The 22870-nt window shown below is 46.2% G+C and carries 20 protein-coding genes and 1 pseudogene; 18 read left to right on the top strand and 3 right to left on the bottom strand.

Annotated elements, in window-relative coordinates; translation table 11 throughout:
* Position 1 precedes the first annotated feature (1 nt).
* From H5336_RS06720 to H5336_RS06710, 3 genes are all read left to right on the top strand, one after another.
* Positions 2 to 247, top strand: a complete 246-nt coding sequence (locus H5336_RS06720; RefSeq protein WP_185232607.1) for a hypothetical protein — start codon at positions 2 to 4, stop codon at positions 245 to 247.
* A 72-nt stretch (positions 248 to 319) separates the two neighbouring features.
* Positions 320 to 772: a hypothetical protein gene (locus H5336_RS06715; protein ID WP_185232605.1), complete on the top strand. Its 453-nt coding sequence runs from the start codon at positions 320 to 322 to the stop codon at positions 770 to 772.
* Between the two features lie 99 nt (positions 773 to 871).
* Positions 872 to 1987 (top strand): tetratricopeptide repeat protein, encoded by a 1116-nt coding sequence (locus H5336_RS06710; RefSeq protein ID WP_246439048.1) that lies wholly within the window; start codon positions 872 to 874, stop codon positions 1985 to 1987.
* 70 nt (positions 1988 to 2057) lie between these two features.
* On the opposite strand, the pseudogene H5336_RS06705 reads toward H5336_RS06710, so the two are convergent.
* A pseudogene (locus H5336_RS06705) lies at positions 2058 to 2549 on the bottom strand (hypothetical protein); the annotation flags it as partial.
* A gap of 539 nt (positions 2550 to 3088) precedes the next feature.
* On the opposite strand from H5336_RS06705, the gene H5336_RS06700 reads away from it, so the two are divergent.
* From H5336_RS06700 to H5336_RS06675, 6 genes are all read left to right on the top strand, one after another.
* Positions 3089 to 4120 carry a CNNM domain-containing protein gene (locus H5336_RS06700; RefSeq protein WP_185232603.1) on the top strand — a complete coding sequence of 344 codons (1032 nt, stop codon included), beginning with the start codon at positions 3089 to 3091 and terminating at the stop codon, positions 4118 to 4120.
* 121 nt (positions 4121 to 4241) lie between these two features.
* A complete protein-coding gene (locus H5336_RS06695; protein ID WP_185232601.1) occupies positions 4242 to 4688 on the top strand; it encodes a hypothetical protein in 447 nt (148 codons plus the stop codon).
* Between the two features lie 131 nt (positions 4689 to 4819).
* Positions 4820 to 5110, top strand: coding sequence for an SPFH domain-containing protein (locus H5336_RS06690; protein ID WP_185232599.1), 291 nt, complete (start codon positions 4820 to 4822; stop codon positions 5108 to 5110).
* Positions 5111 to 5235: 125 nt separating this feature from the next.
* On the top strand, positions 5236 to 5430 hold the full coding sequence (locus tag H5336_RS06685) for a CPXCG motif-containing cysteine-rich protein (protein ID WP_185232597.1): 195 nt from the start codon (positions 5236 to 5238) through the stop codon (positions 5428 to 5430).
* A gap of 67 nt (positions 5431 to 5497) precedes the next feature.
* Complete coding sequence (locus tag H5336_RS06680; protein WP_185232595.1) at positions 5498 to 5827, top strand: hypothetical protein; 330 nt, start codon at positions 5498 to 5500, stop codon at positions 5825 to 5827.
* 224 nt (positions 5828 to 6051) lie between these two features.
* A complete protein-coding gene (locus H5336_RS06675) occupies positions 6052 to 6297 on the top strand; it encodes a VF530 family protein (protein ID WP_185232593.1) in 246 nt (81 codons plus the stop codon).
* Positions 6298 to 6414: 117 nt separating this feature from the next.
* Here H5336_RS06675 and H5336_RS06670 read toward each other — a convergent pair whose 3' ends face one another.
* Positions 6415 to 8280: an ATP-binding protein gene (locus H5336_RS06670; RefSeq protein WP_185232591.1), complete on the bottom strand. Its 1866-nt coding sequence runs from the start codon at positions 8278 to 8280 to the stop codon at positions 6415 to 6417.
* Positions 8281 to 8684: 404 nt separating this feature from the next.
* Between H5336_RS06670 and H5336_RS06665 the strand changes: the two genes are divergently transcribed.
* From H5336_RS06665 to H5336_RS06625, 9 genes are all read left to right on the top strand, one after another.
* Positions 8685 to 12425 carry a nitrate reductase subunit alpha gene (locus H5336_RS06665; protein WP_185232589.1) on the top strand — a complete coding sequence of 1247 codons (3741 nt, stop codon included), beginning with the start codon at positions 8685 to 8687 and terminating at the stop codon, positions 12423 to 12425.
* Position 12426: 1 nt separating this feature from the next.
* Entirely contained in the window at positions 12427 to 13965 is a 1539-nt protein-coding gene (narH, locus tag H5336_RS06660; protein ID WP_185232586.1) for a nitrate reductase subunit beta, read from the top strand.
* Positions 13965 to 14708: a nitrate reductase molybdenum cofactor assembly chaperone gene (narJ, locus tag H5336_RS06655; protein WP_185232584.1), complete on the top strand. Its 744-nt coding sequence runs from the start codon at positions 13965 to 13967 to the stop codon at positions 14706 to 14708. Before narH ends, narJ begins: the two co-directional genes overlap by 1 nt.
* Positions 14708 to 15388, top strand: a complete 681-nt coding sequence (gene narI / locus H5336_RS06650; protein ID WP_185232582.1) for a respiratory nitrate reductase subunit gamma — start codon at positions 14708 to 14710, stop codon at positions 15386 to 15388. The genes narJ and narI overlap by 1 nt, the downstream gene beginning before the upstream one ends.
* Before the next feature lie 55 nt (positions 15389 to 15443).
* Positions 15444 to 16196 carry a peptidylprolyl isomerase gene (locus H5336_RS06645; RefSeq protein ID WP_185232580.1) on the top strand — a complete coding sequence of 251 codons (753 nt, stop codon included), beginning with the start codon at positions 15444 to 15446 and terminating at the stop codon, positions 16194 to 16196.
* A gap of 17 nt (positions 16197 to 16213) precedes the next feature.
* The gene (locus tag H5336_RS06640; protein WP_185232578.1) at positions 16214 to 16477 is read left to right on the top strand and encodes a hypothetical protein; all 264 of its coding nucleotides are present in this window, start codon (positions 16214 to 16216) and stop codon (positions 16475 to 16477) included.
* Between the two features lie 133 nt (positions 16478 to 16610).
* Positions 16611 to 17108: a CBS domain-containing protein gene (locus H5336_RS06635; RefSeq protein WP_185232576.1), complete on the top strand. Its 498-nt coding sequence runs from the start codon at positions 16611 to 16613 to the stop codon at positions 17106 to 17108.
* Positions 17109 to 17726: 618 nt separating this feature from the next.
* Positions 17727 to 18992, top strand: a complete 1266-nt coding sequence (locus tag H5336_RS06630) for a hypothetical protein (protein WP_185232574.1) — start codon at positions 17727 to 17729, stop codon at positions 18990 to 18992.
* Complete coding sequence (locus H5336_RS06625; RefSeq protein ID WP_185232572.1) at positions 18989 to 20719, top strand: hypothetical protein; 1731 nt, start codon at positions 18989 to 18991, stop codon at positions 20717 to 20719. The genes H5336_RS06630 and H5336_RS06625 overlap by 4 nt, the downstream gene beginning before the upstream one ends.
* A 66-nt stretch (positions 20720 to 20785) precedes the next feature.
* Here H5336_RS06625 and H5336_RS06620 read toward each other — a convergent pair whose 3' ends face one another.
* Entirely contained in the window at positions 20786 to 22843 is a 2058-nt protein-coding gene (locus tag H5336_RS06620) for a TonB-dependent receptor plug domain-containing protein (protein ID WP_185232570.1), read from the bottom strand.
* Positions 22844 to 22870 lie beyond the last annotated feature (27 nt).

Genomic DNA, 22870 nt, shown 5'->3' with positions numbered 1-22870 from the left:
AATGAGTATAGGTTTAAGTGAGCTTTCAGACGAAGACTACAAAAAGTTACGTTACGAGATTATTGCAAACGTTGAGGGTGAAAAACAGATTGCCTATATCGATTCCAAAGGGTATGTGACGATTGGCACCGGTTTTAATCTTTATGAACCAGGTGTTCGCGATCTTGTGTTATCTGAGCTTTTCGGAATTAGGGAAGATGAACACGGGGAAATACACCAGCAGCTAAGTGCAATATTTGACCAGTAATACGAAGTAGACGCAAAAGGAATCCCCCTCCCCAGTGAAACCGAGCGTCTTAATAACGCCCTAAATGCGGTTATGGAAACCTGGGCACAAGGCGGAGAAAACCGGCCGTCAACGTTTGTGATTGGAGGTGCTGAGGGTCAGACATGGCAGCAGCGTGTTCGAGAATTTTTTGAGAATAATTTCGTGCAGGGGTATGAAGATAAAGTTACCTTTATTGAAGATCACCCCGTGATGTTGGAAGAAGTGACTGCTTTGGTGTTACCGAATTCGAAAGAGAGGGCGGCTTTGTTTTCACTGGCTTACAACCAGGTGGATGTTCATCAAAGCGCCGATAATGCCAAATTGAGCACAGAAGATTTAGTGTTACTTGGCCAGGAATCCTGCACGTCAAACCAGTACGCTAAAGCAGAAGAATACTGTCTTGTTGCGCTAAAAAATGATCAGGATAATGTGTTGATGATCAGTCAGTATTCTTTTGTGCTGTCGGCGCTGAATAAACGGGAGGGTGCAGTTGGCTGGCAATGACCTTAATGCTAGGAGGTAACAAGTAAAGCCTTAGTGTAGCTCAGGGCGAAAAGTTACCGCTCGTTGGAACTGTTTACGATTCATTATGGTGGTTAGAAAATGAAAATAAAATGCTCGAATATTTTACCCGTAGTTATTGGTCTAACCCTTATCTATTTTACTACTGCCTATGCGCAAGTAGAGCCTAAGAATAGTGTAGAAGAAAACCCGTCATGGCGGCAGTATAACGAATTGGGCGTTCAATCTTATAAGCTTAAAAAGTATGAGGAAGCTATAGACTATTACGAACAAGCGTTAAAGCTAACGCCGGATAATACCCGCGTGCTCAACAACTATGCCTTGGTGTTGTATCAATTAGCTCGCTTCAGCGATGTAATAGCCGTTTCCAATCAAGCTGTCGAACATACCGATAACGTAAAGGCTCAGGCCAACGCCTACTTCAATAAAGGCCGGGCGTTAGAGCGTTTGGAGCGCAATAAAGACGCACTCTCGGCCTACGAGCAAGCGCAGGGCTTAGCGGCCACAAACGCACGTAAAGAGGCTGTGGAGCGGTTGCGTGTCTTACTGGCTGCTAACGCGGGCAGCTCAGAAAGGCGCAATAATTTCGTCCGTCAAGAAAACTCTTCCGATAAGTCAGCCGCTTCCGGTGACTACCGACTTAAAATAACCAAAGGGAGCAACTACGCACTTTGCCGGGATATCAAGGGCTACTTTGAAAAACACAAGGGAGAAGTGTGCGATATTAAAAGTGACCCGGAATTTCCATTGCTTCGGGGGGCAGGGTATCGGGCTATTGATATAAATGATTATGCTGAGGCGTATATGGAGGCGTTTTTATATGGATTGCCCAAGAAATATGTTAGTGAGAACAAAAAGAAAATGCAAGGGTACATGCAGGCAGGAAAAGTTAACGCCTGGTATGTACGGGCAGATGGTGACTACGATGGTGTTAAAGAAGAGTTGATTACTTACACACGAAGCCACTGCCCGGTAGATGTTTCGAGAACGTTTGTCATAAAAAGTGGTGAGTTCTCCGCTAAATATCGGCGGGGGTTGGGTGGGGGGCTGTTTTTTTATGATGGCAAACCGTTTTATATCAGCGTTTCCGATAAATCGCTATATGTTATCGAAGTAACGGCTGACGTTTCCCAATATCCCGGGGGGGAATACAGAATGGTGAAGTATGGATTTGGGATGTATGCCATATCAAGATAGAGGGTTAATAGAATGAGTATAGGTTTAAAAGACAAATAAGACAGCCATATTAAGATAAAGTACAGGCAATAGTTTCCCAGAAGCGTCCTGTACATTGGTCTTCGGCGTTCGCCATACGGGCAATGGGTTCGTTTAAGGCCCACATCCAGCGGCTGATATTGGCCAGCTCAAGGCGCCAGTGGTCCAGTTTTTCTTTAACGGCGAGCATCTGGGCTTCGTCGAGTAGTTCACCCTTAAAAAATTTTTGAGTTAAGAGGGTGCCTTTGTAGAGCTTGTGCCAGCGTTCACATACTTCTAGGTCCGTCAGGCTTTGGGCATCAGCCATATTGATGTGTAGCACCACATGGTGGTGGTTGCTCATTACGGCGTAGGCACATACGTCAATGCAGAAAACCTCACCTAGAAATAGAATACGGTCTTCAACCCATTGACGGCGGTATTCGTAATCTTTACCGGTTAGCGCATCAAGGCCACAGAGAAAGGCTCTGCGTACACAGCGAGAGGTACAATGGTAGTAGGGTGTGGCTTCTAGGGAGATTTGTTGCTTCCTTGGGCGGGGCATGGCTCACTCCTTGAGCTTCTTTTTGCTGTTGTAATGTACAGTGGTTTGAGCCGGGGTTCAAGTGTTAGTGTGGGTGTCCGAAAGTGTTTCCCCAGCATTGCTTTGGCTGGCGATGTCGTGGATGATTATTGTCATTTGAAACGATCGGGTAATGTTTGCGTCGTTTTTAAGTCGCGCTGGTTGTTCAGTAATCTTTACGGCGTTCTGGCGGCTATCGTGTAGGGGGCTTCGAGCCTATATACAATCTTTGTTTCCATAATTTACGTTGGCGACAAGTTAAATCGGTAGATAGATTCACGCAGTTTTTTTGCGGTTGATATTATACCTGCTTTAAAGTGTGTCGTCGGCTCACAAATCTCGCCTGAGGGAGTGCTGAGGTTTAATTAGATGTGCTAGGGCTGAGGTTTTGGTGAAGAGCGGCTGGCGCAGAGGCCCTGAAAGACATGGAAGCGAAGAAATTGAATTGGTAAATTAACTGTTTTAGTGGTTAGTACTAGAGCACAATAAAAACTAAATGCGAATTAATTAGGAACTCTACTATGACATTGTTATTTATATATCTGACCATTGCGATAGGCGTGTCATTTTTGTGCTCTATTCTTGAAGCGGTGTTGCTGTCTATAACACCCGGTTTTGTACAAAATGTTTCTTCTAAGTCACCGGGTAGTGGCAAAGTCCTTGTTAGAGTTAAAGAGCGCCTGGACGAATCCATTTCCAGTATTCTGATACTGAATACGTTTGCCCATACAATGGGAGCGGCTGGTGTAGGGTCTCAGGCGGCTCAAGTATTTGGTGCGAAGTGGGAAACGTTGATTGCGGTACTGTTAACGCTGGTAATTTTGTATTTCTCAGAAATTATTCCCAAGACGTTAGGAGCTACATTTTGGCGACAATTAGCAACCCCTTCAGCACATGTCATTGTCTGGCTGGTTAAGTTGGTGTATCCACTTGTTTGGCTTTCAGGGCTTATAACGCGGTTATTCAGTAATAACGCTGAGAGTAATGTGAGCCGAGATGAAATCATCGCTTTAGCCTCTCTCGGCCACAAGTTAGGTAGCCTAGGTAGGAATGAAAATAGGTATCTGGCTAATGCATTAGGTTTAGGGGAAATTAAAACACAGCAAATTGCTACTCCTCAGAGTGTGGTTCACTCTCTAAGTGCAGTGACAACGGTAAAAAATGCTTTGGACAATGAAAAAACCCGCCAGTTTTCCAGAATACCTATCTACGATGAAAGTGGTACCTGTGAGCATATGGTTTTGAATCGTGATCTCTATGAGGCAGAGCGTCAGGGTCAAGGTGATCTGCCCATCAAAGAATTTTCAAAAGCTATTCGTCGCGTTTCGGAAGACCTGACTGTTCAGCAATTGTTGCAGCGTTTCCTTAGCCACCGTGAGCACATTTTTATTGTTGAAGATTCATATGGCCAGGATGAGGGCGTTGTTAGCCTTGAAGATGCAATTGAAACATTGCTTGGAACTGAAATTGTAGATGAAAGTGATACCGTCGAAGATCTGCAGGAATTTGTAAAAGATAAATACCGGAATAGAGTAGGTACTGAGAAAAGTTAGCTTATTAAAGCTAGAGGGTGCCAGTTTAGGGTAGTGAATGCATTAAGAAATGCGCGGTTAGTTTTGGCGCAGTTTCGCTGCCAAAATATGCGAGCGGTATCCATATTATGGAGTATGAAATATGAGTGGAAAGTTCAGTAATGAAGAACTAAAAATGGCCCTGAATGAGCTTGATGATCAGCAGTCTATAAAAGGCGTTATCATCGGCTCCCTGATTGGATTAATACCTGCCGGTGGGCTGTTCTATTTATTTGGGGAAATGGGTGGAATATTAGTTTGGTTACTGTTCTCACCAGCAGCAATAGTCGGTTGGCAGGCAGCCTATTTGGGAAGAGCATATAAGTTTAAATATAGGATAGTTCCCGGTATTTTTGCACTAGTTCTTCATTTGGGGGTTACATTTTTTGTATTCGAAATGAATCCAATAATGCTACTTACTGCTCCTCTAAGTTTTGGCGTGGCAGCATATTTTGGTAAAAGAAAACTGACATCTATATATGAAACAGCCATATGGAAAATGAGCTTGGTAAATTGTCATAACGCGTCACTGCTTACAGCCGACGGTTAAAAACAATGATCGACAGTGGTGAAACTATAATAATCCGCCAGTTAACCAATAATCGTATACTCCTCGGCTTTTAGCGGCGGCTAATCCACGTTAACTGCTCGTACAGGTTTTTCTCTAGGGTAGCTGTATTTATGAATATTGAATTATTGCTTTTTTTGATGTTTTTTCTTTTGATTGTTGTAATTGTAGGGAAAACTGTATTTATGGTTCAGGAAAATCAGCGGTTGGTTGTGTTGCGGTTTGGCAAGTTGTTTAAAACCATCGGCCCCGGAATTTGCATGGTTGTTCCTTTTACTGATTTGGCTGTACTGGTGGAGCTAAATCAATATGTTCCTGGATGGCAGAAAATGACTGAAGAAGACCTTTGTATAAAGGTGGCTGGGTTGGTAAAAGAAAACCCAGACCCTAAAGCTTTCAAGTAGCAGTACAAAACTATAAGTTTATTGTGCTCGGTAAGGGTTTTAGGGTTTATTAAAAATGAAAGTGCCAGCTGAATTTTCAGGGTATCGGGGGTTAATCGAGATGATTAGTTTGAGTTTGAAACTTTATGGAATTAAATGAGCAAAACATAGGTTGTCCTTATTGTGGCGAGACCATTTCAGTATTAATCGATAGGCAGGAAGCTGGTACGCAGTATATAGAAGATTGTCAGGTCTGCTGTCGTCCTATTGTGTTTCAAATATCAGAGGATATGTCGAGTAATCTGGTAGTTACAGTGTGTTGTGAGGACGATGTTGTGTAATGATTTAAGCGGTTTTTCGAATTAACGCCCCAAAAAAATCTCCATAACCTCGGTGTCATGAATAATTATGAGTCAATCTAAATTTAGTTGCCCAAGCTGTGGGCGAGGGGTTTCAAAATTAAAGTCTGTTTGTTTGACAAACTTTTCGACGATACAGTGTGAAGGTTGCGATGCGAAAATTAGGCCCGATAAAAAATCACTTTCCCGTATAGGAGTGTTCGGCGGTATGCTCGGTAGTATCGCTGGTGGTGGAATTGGCTTCTACACTTTGCATTCAAAAAACTGGTTATTTGGCGGGGTAGCATTTTCAATCTTAGTGTTGACTACTGTTCTAGCGGTCGGCTTTTTTACGGTCAAATATACACATTTTAGCTTAGAAGATGAAAATACCTTGTAAGGTCTGCGAGCCTGACTCAAAGTACTTCTTGGGTAAGTCGAAAAACGATGAGTAAAGGTGATGATAGCTGCGCTGCGAGAGCGAGTACAATCGAAGAGTCGGATGTGGGAGAATCGTAGGTATGGGGCTGTAATGTTGTCCATAAGATAACTAGCTACTATCGCTGGCCTACTGATAAAGCATTACACCGTCAACATAGAACGTAAAAATGGTGTTTATATCGTATGAGTAATGAGCAACCGAATAACCCTTTACATGGCCTTACGCTTGAGATGGTTGTAACGCGCTTGATGGATCACTATGGTTGGGATGGCCTGGCCCAGAGAATTGACATTAACTGCTTTAAAAGTGACCCATCGGTTAAATCGTCGTTGAAGTTTTTACGCAAGACCCAGTGGGCCCGAGACAAAGTGGAGGGCTTGTATGTCGCTACATTTTCGACTCAATCCCCGTGGGGTAACGGGCAGTAGTTTGGTGTACAACTGAAGCGGATGTTCGGCGTTTTCAGTAAAAACAGGAATCGTTTGTGTAACTAATGTATATGCTTTTTGCTTTTTTATCTTTTCAATGGATGCAACGGTAAACCGTCAATCAGCTGATGTTAATGACTCTGTTTGTGTGGTGCTGGGAGTAAATACAAAGCTGACTTGTGTGCCGCCTGTAGGCCGCGAGGTAATGTCGATTTCCCCCCCTAGGTTGCGGCTGCGTTCATTCATAATGGCTAGCCCATAGTGGTTTAGTTTTTCCGGTGTGTTCGGTATGCCGACGCCATCATCCGTTACGATAAGTTCTACGCTTTTATCGGGCTTCTGTTCTAACCGAATTAACACGTTTTGACCTCTTGAATGGTGAATGGCATTTTGGCCTGCTTCACGCACGATTTGCAGTAAATGAATTTCTTCGCTGGCGTCTAGGGGGAGGTTTACCAGTTGGTAATCCAAAACAATAGCCATATCGCTCCGCGCGCGAAGTTGCTCTACGGTGCTTTCAAGCGCTGTTTTTAGCCCTCCTTCATCCATTTTTAGGCGGAATGTGGTTAACAGCTCCCTTAGTTGACGGTAGGCCGACGATAAGCCTTCGCGAAGTTCGTCGATGATCGGCTGTTGTAGCTCGTAGCTTCCTCTATCTTTCGATTTTTGTAGGCGTGTCACTTGTATTTGTAGGTATGACAAGGCTTGGGCTAGGGAGTCGTGTAGCTCTCGAGCGATTACCGTGCGTTCGCTTAACATCGCAAAACGGTGGTCGCGGTCTTTTTGTTCGCCCATGGATAAGGCTACTGCAAATTGGTTTGCTACTGATTGGATAAGGTTTTGCTGCCAATCGGGTAATTTGTTAGAACCATTAATGTGTAAATCGATAATGCCAAAATGACGTTCGCCCATACTGATGGAGAAGCGTTGTTGGCCCTCCAGCAATAAGGGTTTCGATTTCTGATGAATATTGCGGCAATTGTTACAATCGGTTTTTTCGCAGGGGTTATCTGTGCGGTTGTGGGCGACCAATTGTAAGTATGGGCGCTGGCCTTGCTCGGTAAATAAACAAAGCTCAAGTTTATGGTCTCCAAGAATGTCGGAAAGATCGCTGATGGTATCGGAAAAGCTAAATTTTCCGTCGTGAGATTCTAAAATGTTACGTGCGGTGGTGATGAGGAATTCCAATGCGATATTGTTTTGCTGAAGCGCACGCGTTCTTTCTTCTACTCGTTCTTCCAGTACGTTGTATGAGTCGGCAATGGATTTGCTCATTCGATTAAATGTTTCGGCGAGTAACGAGAGTTCGTCGCTACCCTCTACGTCTACTCTTTGATTGAAATCCCCTTCGCTAATTCTCTCCGCGGTTTCCGTGAGTTGTGATAAAGGTTTTTCTACCCTGTTTTTTAGCAGATAGAAAATAAGGCTTCCCACCAATACCGTTATGAATAGTGCGGCCAGTTGAAATGTGCGTAGGTTTACAATTTTTCGTTCTGCGTCTTTTTGGAATTGGTTTACCAGTGTGTCGGTGAGTAATACTTGGTTTTCCAGTAGCAGGTTAAAGTTTGGGGTGTTGGTTGGTGCGCGGTTAGCCGTTGCTTGTAAAGCGGGTTTGGTATTGCTCAGCCAGTTGAAATAAGCGATGGCGAAGTATTGGGTGAGCTTCGAATGTTCTTCTTCGGGGTCTTTGAGCAGCGAATGTTGCTGGGCGAAAATGGAATGATTCCAGGTTTTGTGTAGCTCTTCAATATTTTGCGTTGCCGCTTCAAATTCTCCTCGCTCTAGGGCAAGCCCTATGCGGTAGGTTTGCATACGCATAGAGCCAGAAAGGTTAATGGCCTGGGCGTCTTTGTCCGCAAGTTCGGTAACCCAAAACGATACAAAAATACTGATAAGCGTGATTGCGATAATTGTAGCGAGGGAGACAGTGATGTAGCTCATTACCGAGCCAAATAGCCCTTGCTGGTAGTTGTCTGTGTTCAAAGTTGTCCCCGGTCGATTTACGTATTGGTTTCACCCAGTGTCTGCGAATGTTACCCCGACAGCAATAGTGGCGGGCTAAATAGCTATTTTTGGATGTGCGCTCTTAAGCGACTGGTTGTAATGGTCTCTATTAGTCTAGAACCGCCAAGGTTAATAGTGCCCCATTTTGAGGCTGTTTACGTGCTCCGGTGCGGATTGGCGAGTGAAATTGTAAGTCAACGGACATTGGTCTTACACCGGCATACCTCTTTGTGGGTACCCAAATATAAAGGAGTAGTTAGGCCAAAATTGGCTTTGATCTGGGTCAATTGTAGTCGCTCTAAGCTTTCTATAGTGGCGGTATCTCCGTAAATGTGTGTGCATTGCGCCGTACCCACACCCTAGGGCAGCCGAGGAAAATAATCATGAGTCACTTTTTAGATAAGCTGCGGTTTTTCAATGTGAAAAAATCCAGCTTCGCCGATGGTCACGGTGTTACTACCAATGAAGATCGCGGATGGGAAGACGGGTACCGAAAACGCTGGCAGCACGACAAGATAGTGCGTTCCACTCATGGTGTGAATTGTACGGGGTCCTGCAGTTGGAAAATTTACGTAAAAGATGGCCTAGTAACCTGGGAAACCCAGCAAACCGATTATCCGCGTACGCGACCTGATCTGCCTAATCATGAACCCCGAGGCTGCCCGCGCGGTGCGAGCTTCAGCTGGTATATCTACAGTGCCAACCGGCTCAAGTACCCTAAAATTCGTAAACACCTGCTAAAGCTGTGGCGTGAAGCGAAAGCTATCCATAGCGACCCTGTTGCAGCCTGGGAATCGATTGTTTCCGACCCTGCCAAGGCAACGAGCTATAAGAGCAAGCGTGGCCTCGGTGGTTTGGTTCGCTCAGGCTGGGAAGAAGTGAATGAAATTATTGCGGCGTCCAATGTGTACACCGCTAAAACCTACGGCCCTGACCGCGTGACTGGCTTCTCTCCGATTCCCGCGATGAGCATGGTGAGTTATGCCGCAGGTTCACGTTACCTGTCTTTAATTGGTGGTAACTGCCTGAGTTTTTACGACTGGTACTGTGACCTGCCCCCTGCATCTCCTCAGGTTTGGGGTGAGCAAACCGACGTGCCGGAATCGGCCGACTGGTATAACTCTGGCTACATCATTGCCTGGGGTTCAAACGTTCCACAAACCCGTACACCCGATGCTCACTTCTTTACTGAAGTTCGTTACAAGGGTACAAAAACTGTTTCGGTAACACCGGATTATTCCGAGGTGGCGAAACTTACCGACGAGTGGGTGGCTGCCAAGCAGGGTACTGATGCGGCTGTTGCCATGGCCATGGGCCATGTAGTGCTGAAAGAATTTCATGCCGACGGTAAAAGCGACTATTTTAAGCAATACGTTAAAACCACGACTGACTTCCCGTACTTAGTAAAACTACTGCCTTCCGAGCAGGGTTTACAGCAGGGTCCGTTCCTGCGTGCTAGCGATTTGAAGAAAAATCTTGGCCAGGAGAATAACCCCGAGTGGAAAACTATTGGGCTTAATTCAAATGGCAAATTGGTTTCACCCACGGGCTCTATTGGCTATCGCTGGGGTGAAAGTGGCAAGTGGAATATTGACCAGCTCGATGGCGGTTCGGGTGTAGAAATTGACCTTACAACATCGTTGAAAGATGTCGCTGATGAAGTAGTAGAAGTTGCATTCCCTTACTTTGGGGGTCAGGAGCACGAGTTTAACTACTTCGACAGCACCGATCACGCCGACGTGCAGCTACGTAAAGTGCCGGTGAAGAAAATTAAACTGGCTGATGGCAGCGAAGCGCTAGTAGCCACAGTTTATGATCTAACACTAGCAAATTACGGTGTGGATAACGGACTAGACTGCCCGAACACGGCCAATTCGTTTGACGATGATGCACCCTATACGCCAGCCTGGCAGGAAAAAATTACCGGTGTACCCCGTGAACAAATTATTCGCATCGCGCGTGAATTTGCCGACAATGCCGATAAAACCCATGGCCGATCGATGATTATTATCGGTGCTGCTATGAACCATTGGTACAACATGGACATGAACTACCGTGGCGTTATTAACCTGTTAATGATGTGCGGTTGTATTGGTCAGAGTGGTGGTGGTTGGGCACATTATGTAGGCCAGGAAAAACTACGCCCACAGTGTGGTTGGTTGCCGCTGGCCTTTGGTTTGGATTGGCAGCGTCCACCACGTCAAATGAACGGCACCTCGTTCTTCTATAACCACTCCAGCCAGTGGCGCTACGAAAAATTAGAGATGACTGAAGTGGTATCGCCGCTGGCGGACAAGTCAAAATGGGGTGCGTCTATTATTGACTACAACACCCGCGCCGAGCGTATGGGCTGGTTGCCGTCGGCACCGCAGCTGAATATGAACCCGCTGGAGCTATGTAAAAAAGCAGCGAAACTAAACATGGACCCAAAAGATTACGCGGTGAAGTTACTGAAATCCGGTGATCTTAAATTTGCCTGTGAAGACCCCGACAACCCCAAGAACTACCCGCGTAGTATGTTTATCTGGCGTTCTAATTTGTTGGGTTCTTCGGGTAAAGGCCACGAATACATGCTGCGTCATTTACTCGGCACCAAGCACGGCCTAATGGGCAAAGACCTGGGTGAAAGTGGTGAAAAGAAACCTGAAGATATTGTATGGAATGACGAAGCGCCAGAGGGCAAAGTAGACCTGCTGGTAACGCTCGACTTCCGTATGTCCACTACCTGCCTGTATTCCGATATTGTATTGCCAACGGCTACTTGGTACGAAAAAGACGATATGAATACCTCGGATATGCATCCGTTTATTCACCCGTTAAGTAAGGCTGTAGACCCTGTTTGGGAATCGCGATCAGATTGGGATATTTTTAAAGGCATTGCCAAAAAGTTCTCCGAGCTGTCGGTTGGTCATCTTGGTGTGGAAAAAGATCTGGTTACCCTGCCACTACAACACGACACCCCGGGAGAGCTGGCACAGCCCGATGGCGTGAAGAGCTGGTGGAAAGGCGAGTGCGATTTAATTCCCGGCAAAACCGCACCCAACATGATTGTGGTGGAACGTGATTTCCCCAATACCTATAAGCGTTTTACGTCGCTCGGCCCGCTATTGGAAAAACTGGGGAACGGCGGTAAAGGTATTAATTGGAATACCGAAGATGAAGTTGAATTTCTTGGCAAGCTGAACCGTGTTCACACGGAGGAAGGCGCGCATCAGGGGCGACCCAAGATTGAAACCGCCATTGACGCCGCTGAGGTAATTTTAAGCCTTGCACCAGAAACCAATGGCCAAGTGGCGGTTAAAGCCTGGGAAGCGCTGTCAAAAATAACCGGCCGTGATCACACCCACTTGGCGTTACCTAAAGAAGATGAAAAGATTCGTTTCCACGATATTGTTGCGCAGCCGCGCAAGATTATTAGTTCGCCGACCTGGAGCGGGCTGGAAGATGAGCATGTAAGTTATAACGCAGGCTATACCAACGTACATGAGTGTATTCCCTGGAGAACCGTTACCGGTCGCCAGCAGTTCTATCAGGACCACGAGTGGATGCGTGACTTTGGCGAAACCCAATGTTTGTACAAGCCGCCGGTAAACCTGAAAAGCGTTAAGCCTTTGCTGGGTAAAATGCCCAATGGCAACGAAGAGCTGGTACTTAACTGGATTACTCCTCATCAAAAATGGGGCATTCACTCCACCTATTCCGATAACCTGTTAATGCTCACGCTATCTCGTGGCGGCCCTATTGTGTGGCTCAGTGAAGTAGACGCAAAGAAAGGCGGAATTGAGGATAACGACTGGATCGAAATATTTAACGTGAACGGTGCTATTGCCTGTAGAGCTGTTGTTTCTCAGCGGGTGCCGGAAGGCATGAGCATGATGTATCACGCGCAGGAACGTATCGTAAATACACCGGGTGCCGAAACAACTAAAACACGCGGTGGTATCCACAATTCGGTAACGCGGGCGGTAATGAAACCAACGCATATGATTGGTGGTTACGCACAGCAGTCTTATGGCTTTAACTACTACGGTACTGTGGGTTGTAACCGAGATGAATTCGTTATTGTCCGCAAAATGGACAAAGTCGATTGGCTCGATGAAGAGTCTGCACAGGAGGAGAAATAACATGAAAATACGTGCGCAAATCGGCATGGTCTTGAACCTGGATAAATGTATTGGCTGCCATACGTGTTCCATTACGTGTAAGAACGTTTGGACAAGTCGCGACGGTATGGAATACGCATGGTTTAACAACGTTGAATCTAAGCCCGGCGTTGGTTTCCCGAAGGAATGGGAAAATCAAGAAAAATGGAACGGTGGTTGGGTACGCAAAAACAATGGCAAGCTTGAGCCCAAACAGGGTGGCAAATTGCGCATTCTGTCCAATATATTTGCTAATCCCGATCTGCCCGAAATAGACGATTACTACGAGCCATTCGACTTCGATTACGAGCATTTACACAATGCTGCCGACAGTAAACATCAGCCCGTAGCGCGTCCGCGCTCGCTGATAACCGGCAAGCGAATGGAAAAAATAAACTGGGGGCCAAACTGGGAAGAAATTCTTGGCACCGAGTTTGAAAAACGCAAAAAAGATGTCTGCTTTGACGAAGTCGCGCAAAAAGAAATTTACGGCGAATTTGAAAAAACTTTCATGATGTACTTGCCCCGCCTGTGTGAGCATTGCCTTAACCCAACGTGTGTCGCCAGCTGCCCAAGTGGTGCTATTTATAAGCGTGAAGAAGATGGCATTGTACTTATCGATCAAGATAAGTGTCGCGGGTGGCGTATGTGTGTTTCCGGTTGTCCGTATAAAAAGATCTACTACAACTGGAATACTGGAAAATCGGAAAAATGTATTTTCTGCTACCCGCGTATTGAAGCCGGTCAGCCAACGGTATGTTCTGAAACCTGTGTGGGGCGTATTCGCTATTTAGGTGTTTTGCTTTACGACGCCGATAAAATTGAAGAGGCGGCAAGTGCAGAAAGCGACAAAGACCTGTACCAGGCACAGTTGGATTTATTTCTCGATCCAAATGACCCGGCGGTGCAAGAAGCTGCACGTAAAGAAGGTATTCCCGAAGCGTGGTTAGACGCAGCGCAGAACTCACCTGTATATAAAATGGTGATGGACTGGAAAGTGGCTCTGCCACTGCACCCGGAATATCGCACCTTACCTATGGTGTGGTATATCCCGCCGCTGTCACCCATTCAGAATGCCGCTGAATCAGGCAGAATTGGTAAGAACGGCGTTATTCCGGACCTAAAGTCTTTGCGTATTCCTATTCGTTACCTTGCTAACCTATTAACGGCTGGCGACGAAGCACCGGTAATAAATGCGCTTGAACGTATGTTGGCCATGCGTGCCTATAAGCGTTCACAGCAGGTGGATGGTGAGGAAGATTTAGAGGTATTGCAGGCGGCGGGTATTACCGTCGATCAGGTTGAAGAAATGTACCGTTATATGGCCATTGCGAATTATGAAGATCGTTTCGTTATTCCCGCTAGTCATAAATCCTATGCCGAAGATGCTTACAGCATGAAGAGTAGTTGTGGATTTAGCTTTGGCAACGGCTGTAGTGATGGTGATAGTGGTGTGAATTTATTTGGTGGTAAGAAGCAAACTAACCGCAATATTATTGCCGTATCCCAGGGAGACGATTAATGGAAATATTATTGGTGATCTCTCGGTTATTGGATTATCCCGAAGAGTGGCTGCATGAAGGCGAGGTAGAGCTGTGTGATGCTATTTGGCGTTCACCACTTAGCCGTGAAACAAAGGAGCGTATGCAATCGTTCGTTTGGAAACAGTTAGATCGCGATATTCTCGATATTCAGTCGGAATACGACGGATTATTTGAACGCGGACGCTCGTTGGGGTTGTGGTTGTTCGAACATGTTCACGGCGAAAGCCGTGATCGTGGGCAGGCAATGGTAGATTTAATGAACCAGTACCGCGAAGCAGGTTTAGAAATTTCGCAGCACGAGCTGCCGGATTACATTCCGTTGTTTCTCGAGTTTATTTCCACCCAAGGTGAAGCCAACGCTCTCAGTTGGTTACAGGAAGTAGAGCACATATTGGCACTGCTGCAGGCACGCTTGGAAAAGCGCGAAAGTCACTACAGCGTATTGCTTGAAGCATTATTGGAGTTAGCCGGTAGTGAAGTTAACCTCAGCGAGTTGCGTGAAAAGGTCAGTACCGAAAAACGCGATGACAGTAAGGAAGCGCTGGATAAAGAGTGGGAAGAGGAAGAAGTTAAATTCGGTGCAGAATCCACGGAAGGTTGTACCAATACTAATAAGCCCAGCGAGAGCCAGAGAGCGGATTTAGACATACCTGTTCACTGGGTCGATTTTAACAACCAAAACGCAAGTGATCCTGCGCAGACCGGCGAGAGGGAATCGTAATGAATGATTTAAACCATTTACTCTTTGGCATTTACCCCTATATTGCCTTTACTGTATTTCTTGTAGGGTCTCTAATTCGCTATGACCGAGAGCAATACACCTGGAAAACAAGCTCTAGTCAGCTACTGGAAAAAAAATGGCTGCGCCGTGGCAGCTTGCCTTTTCATATAGGGGTGCTGGCGATTTTTGGCGGTCATTTTGTCGGGTTACTAACACCGCACGAAGTTTGGCATGTGCTGGGTGTCTCGGCACCGCATAAGCAAATAGTGGCTATGGCAGCGGGTGGCATTTTTGGCCTCCTATGCCTATACGGAATGACCATTCTGCTTGTTCGACGCCTTACCAACGAACGTGTACGTGCCACAACGGCAAAAATGGATATCGTGATTCTGCTCATGCTCTACTCTCAGTTATTACTTGGGCTTACGTCTATCTTTGTGTCAGCGGGGCATATGGATGGCACAGAAATGCTAAAGCTTATGTCATGGACACAAAACATCGTAACGCTTAATGGATCTGTGGCGTCGGGCTATATTGCCGACGTTCATATAATCTATAAGTTACATGTTTTTCTAGGCATGAGTTTATTCCTAGTATTTCCATTTTCACGTCTAGTCCATATATGGAGTGTACCGGTGAAATATGTAAGCCGTAGCTATCAGGTGGTTCGTGCTCGTTAATACACAGCATCCGCCCCGGGGTGAGGGGCGGAATGCATCTGGTGAAAAAAAACCCATGTATAAAGTTAATAGCAAAGTCATTACTGAAGACGATATTGGCAGGGAATTACAGTATCACCCTGCGGATACCCAAGAAGCAGCTACGGCTTTGGCCATCGAAGCGCTGATTATTGCCGAACTGCTCAAGCAGCGTGCAGAGCAGCTAGATATTAACGTTGATGAGAAAGAAGTATTTGTTGATCAGTTAATTGCGCGTGAAGTGGAATACCCCGAAGCCAGCCAAAGCGATTGTGAACATTACTTTAGCAAAAACCAGCAAAAATTTCGTTCGTCGCCGTTGCTAGAAGTGAAGCACATTTTGCTTGCCTCTGCGCCTGATGATGTAACGGGTCGTTCAGAATCCAATGAGTTGGCCAATACTATTATTGCGCAATTACAGCAAGCGCCAGAATCGTTTGCGCAGTTAGCAAAAGTTCATTCTCGTTGTCCCTCGGCAGAAGTGGGTGGCCAATTGGGGCAAATAAGTTGTGGGCAAACAGTGCCTGAGTTTGAGCGGCAACTCTTTAACTGTAGTGTAGGTTTGGTAGAAAAACCGTTAGAGAGCCGCTATGGCGTTCACGTGATTTACATTCATCGTCGTGAAGAGGCGCGTCAGCTTCCCTATGAACAGGTGGCCGACAAAATTACCGATTATCTAAACACCAAGGTGCGTAACACCGCAATCGCGCAATATATTGCGACCTTGATTGATGCTGCCACAATAGAAGGTTTTGAATTCGATACTGAAAACCGGCAGTTTTTCCATTAGGTCTAAGTGCTTAGTATATGAAGCCACGTACACGGGAGGCAATGCAAGCTCTGCTGTATTCGATTGAGCAGAACCTTCCGTTGTACGCACCAGAATCGAGCATTTGCCAGAATAAGTGCCTTGGTTGCCCCAAAAAAATGATGCAATTTTTAGAGGGGGAGTACGAGTACTGGCAGCAAATGCTGGCCGACGAGGAAACGCCAACGCTGGGTGATATACAAAATTTGGCTCGCAGCACAAAAAAAATTCATAAAGTACTGCGTAGCAATGGAATTATTTAAAAATAATTGATATAAGTGATTCAGGCGAAAGCAAACGCTATACTTTAGTCATCACTATTAATCGAATGTGAAACTGGATTATCTTGGGGCTGCGCCCCAGTACACGTAGAGGTACATTATGGGAGCACATATTATGACCGGGTCTTCATTTCAGGAAGCTCTCTTGGGTTTAGCAATAGCTGATTTAATGTCGCCCAAAGTATTAACGGTCTATGAGGGGTGGTCGGTTAAGCGGCTCGCAGGTTTTTTTGTTAAACACGGTATTTCTGGCGCACCGGTTATTGCGGCCGACGATGAACTGGTTGGCGTTGTTACTCAGTCTGACGTTGTAAGGTTCGAAACCCGGACCCTTACCGATGACGAGCTGGAAAAGCTTTCTCAGTTTTATTGCGGGCCCTTTGGGGGGAAGTTGGGCGACAAAGATATTCGCCACTTGCGTGAGAGGGCCAACGAAAACTGTACGGCAAACGCCATAATGACTCCCGAGGTTTTCTCGCTAGACGTGAATGCTCCGGTTTCAGATGCCTGCGAATTAATTGTTAATAAACATATTCATCGTTTGTTTATTACCGACAATGGTCAGTTGGTTGGTGTTGTTACCGCGCGTGACATATTGCATAAGCTGATATAACGCGGGTAGCGCACGTTCACTTCTTTTCGTACTCTGTATGAATTCGAATTGGCCCCCATGCTGTTGCACGGGGCTTTTTTATTGGGGGTAGGGTACTTCATTTTATGTTCGGTTTTGCGAACTATCTGCTGCTGATTGTTGGTTTTTTCTGTGTATGCGTCCATGCGCACGGACAGTTTTTTCAGCGTAATTGCTGGGTAAGTTCTGGTGATTACTGACTATTTTACGTTAGTGGGGTTCCCTCTCCAGAACCTGTTGTTTATCCATCGTTGATGGCACGTTGAGTTAGTACTCTAGCGGTGGTCGAGGCGTGTACTCGGTATATGGACAAAATGAAAAATATCTGCATTTACGGCGAGCGGTGCTCACGGTTGAGTACCGCTGCCTAGGTAAAAGCGTAAACTCTTATGCGTCTCCTATTAAGCCTTTTCCGCAACGCCGCAATCTAGTGTTGTCGGGCGGCTTGCCATACGCGCGTTTGCGCACTGTTCGGGAAATCGTACGCCGTAATAACCATGTATACGCCAATTTTTAAAGCCACGCTTGTCAGAGCAGTATTACACAACCACAATGCTAGCAGCCTTTAAGGCACCTTTAATAACAATAAAAGGATTTGCTATGAACAAGATTATGTTGTGTATGGCAGTATTATTGGCGGGGGTAAGTGGGTGTTCACAGAGCGATAGTGAACTACCGCCACCACAGAAAAAAACAAAAAATGAAGCGACTAAAGTTAGCGTTAACCAACAGGTTTCAAAGATAAATATAATTGATTCCTCCCTGTGTATTTTCCCTGAATCCCCCCCTTCTGCTAAAGCGTCTACTAGCGATTTTGCCGTTTACGCATGGCAGCAGTTCGTAGCGCTTAACTGGCCAGCACAAACGGGCCAACGGGGCGTAGCAAACTGCTCTATGAACTTGGGCTCGCCAGGACAAACCGTGTGGGAGAGTTTTAAAACAACCGATGAAATATTTCTACCCGGTGCAATAGATCCAGGCCCTTGGCGCGACGGCACCGGGCAGTCGGTATTACGCTATGCCGCAAAAGCGAATGCAGGCCTACCGGTGGAAGAGAGTATTGCGCAGGCCGTTGGTGGTTGGTTGATAGATCAAAACAACAACCCCACCTACTATTCAATTGCGGTGAATAAAACGTCGTACAATTATGTTCGTAGCCATCAATTTTATAATGAGCAGGTTGTTAGTCAGGCCGAAAACGTAAGCTTTCCCAACGATGCTCTGGAAATTAAGGCGGCGTGGAAAATTATACAGAGCGATGACGATGCGAGTCGATTCTTAACCATGTCCGTGCAGGTAGAGGTGTTCGATGATACGGGTAAGCCCACGGGCACTACACGTGCAGCGACGGTGGGTTTGGTGGGTTTTCATATTATTTACAAACCGGCGGGTTTTCCTCAATGGGTTTGGGCCACGTTCGAGCAGGTAGATAACGTAAACACCTCTACTGGGCATGCCTCTTATTACAGTGCCAATTGTTCTGGCGAGTATTGTGACCCCAATATTTCGCCGAAAAAATCGGGCCAACCGTTTACTAAACCCAATCAAATTACCCGTGTAACCCCACTGCAGGATGCGGTAAAAACCGTTAATGCCGAATGGCAATCTAATGTGGCTGGCACGCCGTTTGAGTACTACCAGCTGATATCGCCGCAGTGGCCGGTAGACCCTCTAAACCCCGGTAACCCTCAAGGTACGCCTACACCCGGTGTGGTGGCTAATGTAACCATGGAGAGTTATATCCAGCCAACGAGTAGCTGTATGGATTGCCATTCAACTGCACGGGTACCTGGGGACAAGGTTAAGTCGAATTACAGCTTTATTTTTCTGTTTGCTCAATCACCAGTATCAGGAGGTGCAAAATGAGTTATTTAGACGGACCACGTATTAATTTTTGGGGCGGTGGAAGCACAAACGTAGATACCGCCAATAACGAACAGTATTCTCCGGAAATAGTTGATCTTGCCGAGGCAAAAGTTACAAGCTCTGACACCGACGAGCAAATCATTGAATACTTGCGCGCGCCGAATGGCGATTATTATGCCAATGGTGGCTGGAACTATTACGGCGACCATCAAGTACAGCTGATGGACAATAAAGTGTCTTCTACGGGCAACCCCGGCGGCATGACTACGCATGGTGATTTAATTGGGGAAGGTGTTTACTTGCTGGGCGGAGTAGACCCGAAAACAGGCGATGGTCCCTATGGCGGGCCGGTAATGGTGGATGTCGACCCCACCAGTAGTATCACTACACAAATTTACGCAGGTGGCTTGCAAATTGGTTACCCTAACCCGGTGCTTTTAGTAAAAGGCAATTCGGTAAGTTACTCGCGCTTTCTCGGCTTGCGCTACGATAAAAGTAAAACCCAGCCACCTTATGGAACTCCCGGTTCTGCCTACGCCAGTGGTACTTTTCAGTTAGCGTTTAATAAAGACGATATTGTTAGCTACGACAACAGTATTGGTATTCTCAATGACATTATTAATGCACCCGGAGCGCAGGGCATTGTCGTGCGTTTTTCTATGTTTCAGTTTTATCCGGGTTTATCCAGTGAGGTGATGCAAGAAAATTATGCCCAGAACCGCAACGACGCTAATCCGTCTTTGGGGCGAATTATAGGCTCCATAGGCCCATGGTATACCGGTGAAACCGCTACGGTGTCGCCGGGGCGCTTACTGCAAAATCAGAATTTGGGTGGCGCACAGGGTTTGGCTCATTTGGATGTCGATAAAAAGCTACTCAGCTTAGATTTAGTGAGTGCTTTGGAAGGTTCGGCTATTCGCCAAAAGGGTCAGGACAATACAGGGCCTATTGAACCCAATGTGGATTACGGTAATCTGGAAATTGGCACAGCGGCGGGTACATTGTTGGAAACTGCTTCACTGCCAAACGACTATTACCTCTATGGTGGGCTTTACGATATTCCTTTAGATAGCAATGACGTAACCGAATTGGTGAATAACCCGATTGTTATAAAAAGTACCGAGAATAATTTGAGTATTGTTGAGGCGCCTATCCGTATCTATAGCGATTGCCGGAATACCTACGTAAACCAAACCGGAGAGTATTTTTCGAAAGTAGGCTTGCAGGTGCGCGAGTTGGGTGGCGAATTGAAATCGTCGATTACCGTTGACGTAACCAGTTCAGCTCCGGGCACATTACCCAATAACCACTTTTTTGAATTTCCGGGCCAATTGAGTGTGCCCGCTGGGGCTACTGAAATTGATTTTGAATTGACGCATATTATTGGCCGTGACGGCTTTATGTCGCTGAACTATTCCATGAACAGTAATCAGCTCTATTTTAATTCCTTCCGAAAATACCCAGAAGGCAATATTGAGGCACTTTTACAAAGCGATACCGTGACCTGGGAAGATGTTTACGAGCACTGCCTTCGGTTTTTCTATGTGCTGTTTCCGGCTATGTCTAAACGTATACCGCTGAATGATGAAGCAACGATTAATGCGATTGGCGGCGAACTATTAAAGAGAATTTCAGCAGAGTATCGTGATACTACTTTGTATATGCCTCTTACACGCAGTTTGTCACCTGATAAAATAGCTTTATTGAAAAAATATTTGGAGCAGTAAGAAACGGCTGGTCGCATGCGATCAGCCGAAGTTTCGGTCCTTGGCGTATGTCTCGTGAGGTCCTAACTAAAAGCGCATTCTGAATGTAATGGCTGGCTGTAAGCCGATTGAAGCTTCGTCTACGGTGATAACTTCATCCTCAATGCTGTTAACCTTCTGATAATCCAAAGAGCGATCGGAAATATTCTTATGATTGAGCGCGTTAATAATATCGATAATCAACTCTGAATCTTTGCCGAAGGTTGTTGTTTCCCAGGAAAAGCGAATATCTAAGCGGTTGTAGTAGGGCAGTCTTTCAGAAAAGGCTTCACCGTAAACGGGTAGCACGCTGTCTTCAAACCAGGGGTTTTGTTGTATGCCATCGATGGGCGTATAGGTTTGCCCGCTGCGAATCGACCAGCGCCAGCCGATATTCATATTGGGCCTGAATTGGTAGTTCATAACCCAGTTGGCAATAAAGGGCGTGTCGAGATAGTACTCGCGCGTTTCACCTGTGCTTATATCTGTTCGCTCACTGTTACCGTAGCTGAGAGCGAACCAACCCCACCATTGATCGGTGCGATTTTTATTGATCATTAGGTCGATGCCACGGGCTTTTCCTTCTATGCCATTTACGTAGTGTAATGCTGAATTGGGCTCGTCGGCGGCAATCGCTTTGGGTAGTTTGTCCAACGTTTTGTAATAGCCTTCTAATGAAACGCTCCAGCCATTTTCAATTACTTGCGCTACGCCTAAGGTAAAGTGATTGGCCGTGGGGGATGCGATATCAGGGTTGCCCGTTTCCGGCATTACGGTGCCCAAATCGGGGAACCGATTGTACTGGCCAGCCTTAGCTGTCAAGGTGGTTTGTGGCGCTACCTGCCACGCTGCCGCTAAACGGGGGAGGTAGAATGTTTCATCGGTATAGTCGTTTGCTTGGTATTGCACTCCGAAGTCAAACCGCCAGTCATCAGATGGAGTCCAAATGGTGTTGATGTAATGACTGATTTCTTGCCGCTTGTTGTTCCTGCGCACGAGTAATCGCTCCTCTGTACGCTTGTCATCGCAGGCGGGGTCAAACTCCGTACAAACGAAAAGTACGGAATCCAATAAATAGTCGAGGTTAATATCCGCGAGCTGGCTACCTATATCAAAGCTGAGTGTTTTACCCGCTGGGAGACTGAAGCGAGACTTGATCGTGGATTGTTTGGTGTTTACTTCCTCTGCGTAACTGTCGCCCCAGTAAGCGAGGCTGTTGTCGTTCAGTAATCCGTAACCTAAGGTGAATTCGGTGCCAGCTCCGTTTGTGTATTCCCACACAATATTTTGGCCTGTGTACTTTTCTTCAATTTTTGCATCACCGGCGAAATCGGGGTTGCTGGCTACAAAGTCGATGTTTTCGTTGAGTTCGGCCTCGGCATTATCGGAGGCGCCGTTGGCTGATAGTGATAGCCGGTGATACTCGTTCACATCCCAGCTATATTTGAACTGGTAATCGTTGTCTGAGGGTACCTTGGTAAACTTAATGCCCTCGTCCTCGTCGGAAAGCGCGTCTGCATCCACAAACAGGTCTATTAGGCTTTGCCTATACGACAAATAGAAGGATGAAGAGTCTGTTACGCCACCTTCAAGAAAAACACCTGAGCGTAGCATGGAAAAATCAACAACGGCCGAAAGCGGCTCGTTTTTGGGCTGCCTTAGTCGAACATCAAATACTGCACCGGTCGCATTGCTATATTCTGGCCCAAAGCCAGCGGAGTACATTTGAAAGTCGTGCAAAATGAATTCGCTGAATATGGAAACCCCAAACGCGTGGAAAATGTAGCTTGCGGGCATAAAATCGACCACGAACTGGTTATCGTTAGGGCTAGAGCCTCTAACAGCGGGTTCCTGTCCATCAGCGTAGACGACGCCGGGCAGCGCAAATACAGCGGCCAAGGGGTCGCCCATTGCGCCGGCCGTTTCCACTAATTTTTCCGTATTTTGAGTAATGATTGTGTAGTCTCCCTGACGCTTTGAGCCTATAACCATCATTTCCTCAACTTTTGGCTCACCACTAGAGGTGTCGTCGCTATTGGCGAATAGGGATGGGCTTAGTGAAAAACACGACAATAATAGGCTTAACGTTACGGCGCTATTCTTCATGACTTCGATCCTTTGAGTACATTGAAT

Origin of the sequence: Teredinibacter franksiae, from assembly GCF_014218805.1 — a bacterium.
In the GTDB taxonomy this organism is placed as follows: domain Bacteria; phylum Pseudomonadota; class Gammaproteobacteria; order Pseudomonadales; family Cellvibrionaceae; genus Teredinibacter; species Teredinibacter franksiae.
This window is presented reverse-complemented; position numbering and strand designations above follow the sequence as displayed.